We start from the raw sequence: 5,948 nt of genomic DNA on the forward strand, positions 1-5,948 counted from the left end.
CTAATTGCAACGCGGTGGTATCACTAAACCCGAATAATTGTTTTGGGTTTCTCTTAATTAATTCATAGTCTAAAAAAGGTAAAAGACGTTGTGAGCCTTGTCCGCCTCGGGTTGCAATAATTGCTTTCACTTCAGAATCTTTAAAGAAATCCATCACATCATTCGCACGATCACTGTCTTTTCCCGCTAAAAATCGTTCTGATGCAAACATATGCTTTGCATACTTTACCTTAAATCCATTCGACTTTAATAAATGAACTCCCACTTCTATATCCTGTTCCATAATAGGGCTCGACGGAGAAATAAGCCCTATGATATCTCCTTTTTGCAGTGGTGCTGGGCATAGAATCTTCATTTATTACCTCAATTATTTTCTGCATTCAAAAACAATACTTTCGTCTTTTTCATCAGGTGATGCGTTTCGGTCAAATCCTTTAACCATCCGTACCTTGTTAAAACCAACCTCAGTAAGCAAATTGCGCAAAAAAGAAGGGTCTTGATAAATGCGAATTTTATATTCCTCAACCTCTGTTTGAATCACACGGTTGTTATCAATCAATTCGTATTTGCCGATAGAGGAACAAACCTCTTCATTGAGCATGGCTAATTGACTGAGTACGATAAGCGTTCCATCTTCTTTGGGCCATCTGGTGCCTCTCCATATACCTAATTCATTAGGAACCGCATAGCGTGTTTCTACTTCAAATACAAAAAGTCCTTTATCTTCCAAGTGCTCATAAATGATTTTTAAGGCTTTTTGGATATCCGCCTTTTCAGTAATGAGACAAAATGAACCACTGGGTATAAAAATCAAAGAGTATTTCTCAGATTGATTTAAATCTTCAATAAAACCATACCAGACTTTTGGATTAAGATTTTTGCTCCTTGCTTTTGCATGCAGTCGTTCAAGCATCGGTTGACTTGCATCAAAGCCCTGAACATCAAATCCTTCTTCAGCCAAAGGCAATAAAAATCGACCCGTACCACACATAGGCTCTAAAATGGTGCCTTTAGCCTCTACAGCATAGCTTCGGTAAAATGAGTACGCATCTTGTGGCACATTGGGTTTACTTAAATCATATACTTCAGTACACAGGCTCTGATAGGTATCTAGTTTTTTCATGTGTTCCTCTTTAAAATCCAATACCATTAAATATTCATCATAGAAGGTATCATTAATTTTAAGTGCTTTAGGTTCGGTACCATAAACTCGAAATCCTTGCTTTTGATAAAAATCGTGGGCCACAAAATTATTGGTTACACAGGTTAGGTGCAACTGAGTGACACAGGTCTTTGCATGCTGTATCAGAGCCTGAATTAATGCTGTTGCAATACCTTTCCCTCTGTATTCAAGACGAGTATACATACCCCAAAGTACACCACGATGTTTGGTTTTAAGTGAATTAAGTGTATAGAATCCAACACAAGATACCAATAAATTGTCAACAAAGGCACCCAATACATACCCTTTACTTAATCCATTTTGAAAATCAGTATCGGACATAAGCACTTCTTCTTCATAAGAAGAGCCAAAACTTTCTGGTGAGCTCTTTAGTGATTCTAATCGAAATGATTTCCATAGTTCCCAGTCTTCTTGGATTAGCCTTTTTATCTTCATAAACCGATTTCCATCACCGTTATAGGATGAGATTTAAATTCATCCATGCCGATTTTTTTCCATCCAAGGCGCCTATAATACTCAGGTATGGTAGGGTCCAGAGCAAACAAGTAAAGATTTTCAAAGCCAAGTCCTTTTGCTTTCTCGACTGTGGCATCAACTAGCATCTTTCCAATCCCCTGTTTTTGATATTTTGGATCAACCACCAAATCACCAATCCAGGGTCCTAAATTTGGCCGAACATCCTCGTTTAATTGCAATGTGCAAGAACCTACAGGAATTTCATTGTATAGCGCAATGTAAGTAAAAGGCATATCTCTGTTCAGCTCTTCGTAATACAAAGATTCAATTTCTTCAATTCCAATTTCGGGCATCCAGATTTTACCTAAAACTTCATGCCAAATCTTAGCAAGCTCAGGAATACAGTTTGAGTAATGTTTTAGGTAGTCTATTGTTATCATCTTAATACCTGTAAAAATGAATTATTCCTCTTGGCAAGACGTGCCTTGATGAAACACCATTTGCCAACGATTGTGTTTGTATTGCCAGAGCAAAGAACGTAAGGAACTTTTTGAGGCAACAGTAACCTTATAAGTTGCCAACATGACTTCGGGCGACACCTCTAATACTGAAAAGTCATTAACCATATAGCTTCGTGACTCTTCTTCTGGAAGAGAATCAAGTAGGTCGTTCTTATTGTAAATTGAACCAGAGGCCCCATGCTCGATAAATTCATCAGCAATCAGTAGCTTCAGTTGGGTAATCGATTTTCTCGTTTTCGGATTTAAAAGAGAAGTCTCTAGCTCATAAATCAGTTGGTGTTCTTGTTTCATAGCGATATCCTCATCAAATATCTGGGCTTGTGTTACTCACCCTCGAGTAACAGAGCCAGTCCAAAAAAAACAAAACGCGGTTTTGAGTAATACTCTTTACTTAATTTTTGAATTGCTTATTGAGGTAAATAACGCATTAAGTCAACTTTCTTGAGATCGCAATCGATCTAGATGATGAATAATCAATGAATTCACCACTTCTTTATTAAAATCAGGACAAAAACGTGGATAATCACGTTCAAGATCATAAGACCATTTTTCCAAACGTTCATGATCATATTCGATCATGTCTTCAAACAAGTAACCTTCTCCATAAGTTTCTTCACAATGAAGGCCAACTCCACCATCATAAAGTTCTCCTGAAGGCATGCGCAATGCAATGTGCCAGCACTCTTCATGGGATGTCATCATCACAAAAACAATATGCACTTTATCCTGAAAGCGGCCATTCCAAGCATCAAAAAATAATTTAGCAAACGCGCCACAAGGACCATAATTAATCCTTGGTGTTTCTTCATGAAATCCCAGCAATTGATTTATATCGTTTTTTAAATCATTTAAGACTGTAATTTCTTCTGCATTCACTCATCAACCCTCTAGCATTAAAGGCTTTTTTTGTGGCTAAAACACTTTATTTTAAGATGATTTATTGTACCAGATAAATTTCAATTCGTTCTTTACCTTTACCCACATTCGCCCTTTTTAACGTAATATAACCCACTTCCGCGGTTGATTTTACATGTGTTCCACCACAAGAAACCTTAGAAAATCCTTCGATTTCCCAATAACGCATTTGACTCTTCTCATCAAAAAATCCAGTGCGAATAAGCATATCCTTTGCAATAATTTGATTGTATTCAAACAAAAGAGAGTCAAAGATATCCGAGATATTGTGCTGATAGCTAAAATCGATTCTAGCCTTATGTTCAGCAATATGAGCACCTATTTTTTCAATGGGCAGCATTCTTTGGACAAGCTCTAAGATTAATTCAGCAGCAAAATGAAGGCGCATCAATTTATAGCGACGAACAAAGTCAATTTCCATAAGGACAACATCGCCTTTAGAAAGCCCATGCTCCGCGGGTAATGTATAATAAATCAAGTGATCTTCTAGTTTAGAATGAGTGACCATCAGGCCATTCACGCGGACTGTATCACTTTCCTGACCACCGGAAAACGAAAAACCAATAGTCTCCGCAAAAAGTAGTCGATTCTCATTGACTGACACCACTTTAGTCATTAATTGGCGTTGATAGGGATTATCCCAAAATATTTTTTGCATGACTTACTCTCTAATCTTTACCACTATCCCATTTGTTAGCTGTTTAAGTATTTCAGGAGATAATGAAAACACTGCATTGGGCGTTCCTGCTGCGGCCCAAAGAACTTCATGGCATAACAAATCTTCATCGATAAGAACAGTATTAATAACATTTTTATGGCCAACGGGAGGGACTCCACCAATCGCAAAACCAGTTATTTCTCGTGTAAAATCTGCATCAGCTTTCCCAATAGGTTCATTGATGAGACTCTCAATCAGGCTCTCATTCACGCGATTAACACCACTTGCTAATACCAATACCGGTTTGTTGGTTTTTTCAGTGCGAAATAGTAGTGACTTCACAATTTGAGCAACACTACATCCCAAAGTATTAGCGGCATCTTTTGCGGTGCGTGTGCTTGAATCAAGTTCCTTGACCACACACGATATCCCCTTTTGAGATAAAAAATCCTGGATGATTTGTGCGCTTTTACCTAAATTTTTATCTTTATTCATCAAAGTCCTCTCATCACCACAAAGAACACTTTCTAGTGAGCTCTGTCACCACCTCCCATTCCCCAAACAAGACAATGCCATAGTAAATCAGATCGTTCTCTTTAACCTGTGCCGTCCGTTCAATTTGCTCTTGATAGGTACCAACAGTCATCGTATCGGTAAAATCATTAAAAAGAACATTTTTTGCTAAAGCATTCTGGCGTAATGTTCTAATTTTATTGGAGTTCTCACAAAGAATGATAAAAGGTATTTCTGAAATATAAGGGTGAGATCCTCCATCTGCATCTCGATAGTCGGTTAAACGCAGTTCTTCTGTACCAATCACAGCACCTAAACCAATACACATATGAGCAAGTGCATTCATTACTTTGCCAGGCTCGATACGTTTATTAAGCACCGCAACCAGTTTGTTATTAAAAGGTTGTTCAAGCATACAATCCTCCACAATCTACTTCACAATTCGTGCGTTATAACGCATAATGAACCATTATATACATGTGCGCTAAAACGCACAAGCTTTTTTTAATAAGGAACATGATGCAAGAAATTTCAAAACGTATTGCAAAAACATTAAAATCATTGAGACAAGAGCGAGGTTGGAGCTTAGATAAAACAGCGCTTGAAACGGGTGTCTCTAAAGCGATGCTTGGGCAAATTGAACGAGAAGAATCAAGCCCAACGATTTCTACCTTATGGAAAATTGCAAGTGGCTTTCAAACGTCCTTTTCCTCATTTATTGAAGACAGCCTGGATAATTCAGCTACTCCTATTTATAGGACAGGACATGCTGAAACCTTGCATCCAGATGATGAAAAAATACGAGTTCTTCCTCTGTTTCCTTTTGATGAACAGTTACATTTTGAATTGTTTGTTATTGAGTTATTGCCCGGATGTGAACATCTTTCACCTCCTCATAAACATGGAGTGATTGAGCATGTCATTGTTCTGGACGGATCTATTGAAATTTTATTAGGAGGATGCTGGAAAACACTTTCCAAAGGAGAAGGGCTTCGTTTTAATGCCAATCAACCGCATGGCTACCGGAATGCAACCAATGAGCTATCGCGCATCCATGATATCATTCATTACCCACCTCAATAGGAATTGCCTTAATCGGTTATGGCACATAAAACAAAGGAGTTAATGCCATAGTTTTTAAGTCATGAAGCCACTCCTCCCGTGGCTTTCCTCCTGGAGCTGTTTCTTCAAACCAGTTGTATTTACACCAGAGATAGATATCTAAGCTTTTCATTTGCGAAAAATGATTCACTTCTTTTAATTCTTCTGAGCTCAATAGCCGGATTTGCCTATATCCTTCTATAAACCATTCAAACAGTGGTTTCCAAAGAGGCCATGGCTTATTGCATAAGTCCAAAAAAGATTTGGCAATATCGGCGAGATACCAATGATAAACTGGCTCATCAAAATCAATCAGATGAACACTTTCACCATCATAAAGCACATTTCCAGGACGATGGTCCCCATGGGTTAGGCCAAAATTAGCTGAGTTAATTGGAAACGTTTTGAAGTGTGTCGTAATCGTTTGATATAAATCCTGGATCAAGGGCTCTTCTTGACGCGCATAATCCCAAGTCTCACGCCACAAATCTTCCCAAGTTAAAAAATGATGCTCTGATGCAACATAACTTTGCGAGGCTTGATGCAATAGCCCTAGAGCCCTTCCCCATGTTAGATAAGCTTTTTTATCTGAATAATCAAA

The 5,948-nt window shown here is 38.1% G+C and carries 10 protein-coding genes and 1 pseudogene; 1 reads left to right on the forward strand and 10 read right to left on the reverse strand.

The features are described from left to right. The 9 genes and pseudogenes from Lani_RS15625 to Lani_RS15660 all read right to left on the reverse strand — a co-directional run. Positions 1–355 (reverse strand): LD-carboxypeptidase (locus Lani_RS15625; RefSeq protein ID WP_193393263.1); only part of this gene is annotated, 355 nt, incomplete at its 3' end. 12 nt (positions 356–367) lie between these two features. Further along, positions 368–1,123 carry a class I SAM-dependent DNA methyltransferase gene (locus tag Lani_RS20925; RefSeq protein WP_223499688.1) on the reverse strand — a complete coding sequence of 252 codons (756 nt, stop codon included), beginning with the start codon at positions 1,121–1,123 and terminating at the stop codon, positions 368–370. Between the two features lie 42 nt (positions 1,124–1,165). Next, positions 1,166–1,618 (reverse strand): annotated as a pseudogene (locus Lani_RS21055) (GNAT family N-acetyltransferase); the annotation flags it as partial. Continuing rightward, complete coding sequence (locus Lani_RS15635; RefSeq protein WP_058388703.1) at positions 1,615–2,079, reverse strand: GNAT family N-acetyltransferase; 465 nt, start codon at positions 2,077–2,079, stop codon at positions 1,615–1,617. The gene Lani_RS15635 and the pseudogene Lani_RS21055, both read right to left, overlap by 4 nt. Positions 2,080–2,100: 21 nt before the next feature. Then, entirely contained in the window at positions 2,101–2,451 is a 351-nt protein-coding gene (locus tag Lani_RS15640) for a nuclear transport factor 2 family protein (protein WP_058388704.1), read from the reverse strand. Between the two features lie 141 nt (positions 2,452–2,592). Further along, a complete protein-coding gene (locus tag Lani_RS15645; RefSeq protein ID WP_058388705.1) occupies positions 2,593–3,036 on the reverse strand; it encodes a hypothetical protein in 444 nt (147 codons plus the stop codon). A 61-nt stretch (positions 3,037–3,097) separates the two neighbouring features. Next, positions 3,098–3,733, reverse strand: a complete 636-nt coding sequence (locus tag Lani_RS15650; RefSeq protein WP_058388706.1) for an alanyl-tRNA editing protein — start codon at positions 3,731–3,733, stop codon at positions 3,098–3,100. 3 nt (positions 3,734–3,736) lie between these two features. Further along, complete coding sequence (locus tag Lani_RS15655; protein ID WP_058388707.1) at positions 3,737–4,228, reverse strand: YbaK/EbsC family protein; 492 nt, start codon at positions 4,226–4,228, stop codon at positions 3,737–3,739. A gap of 13 nt (positions 4,229–4,241) precedes the next feature. After that, positions 4,242–4,661, reverse strand: coding sequence for a DUF2000 domain-containing protein (locus Lani_RS15660; RefSeq protein WP_058388708.1), 420 nt, complete (start codon positions 4,659–4,661; stop codon positions 4,242–4,244). A 104-nt stretch (positions 4,662–4,765) separates the two neighbouring features. On the opposite strand from Lani_RS15660, the gene Lani_RS15665 reads away from it, so the two are divergent. Then, positions 4,766–5,329 carry a helix-turn-helix domain-containing protein gene (locus Lani_RS15665; protein ID WP_058388709.1) on the forward strand — a complete coding sequence of 188 codons (564 nt, stop codon included), beginning with the start codon at positions 4,766–4,768 and terminating at the stop codon, positions 5,327–5,329. Between the two features lie 16 nt (positions 5,330–5,345). On the opposite strand, the gene Lani_RS15670 is transcribed toward Lani_RS15665, so the two are convergent. Next, on the reverse strand, positions 5,346–5,948 hold a 603-nt coding region (locus Lani_RS15670), incomplete at its 5' end, for a phosphotransferase enzyme family protein (protein ID WP_156415172.1).

It is taken from the genome of Legionella anisa, from assembly GCF_001467525.1.
Classification (GTDB): domain Bacteria; phylum Pseudomonadota; class Gammaproteobacteria; order Legionellales; family Legionellaceae; genus Legionella; species Legionella anisa.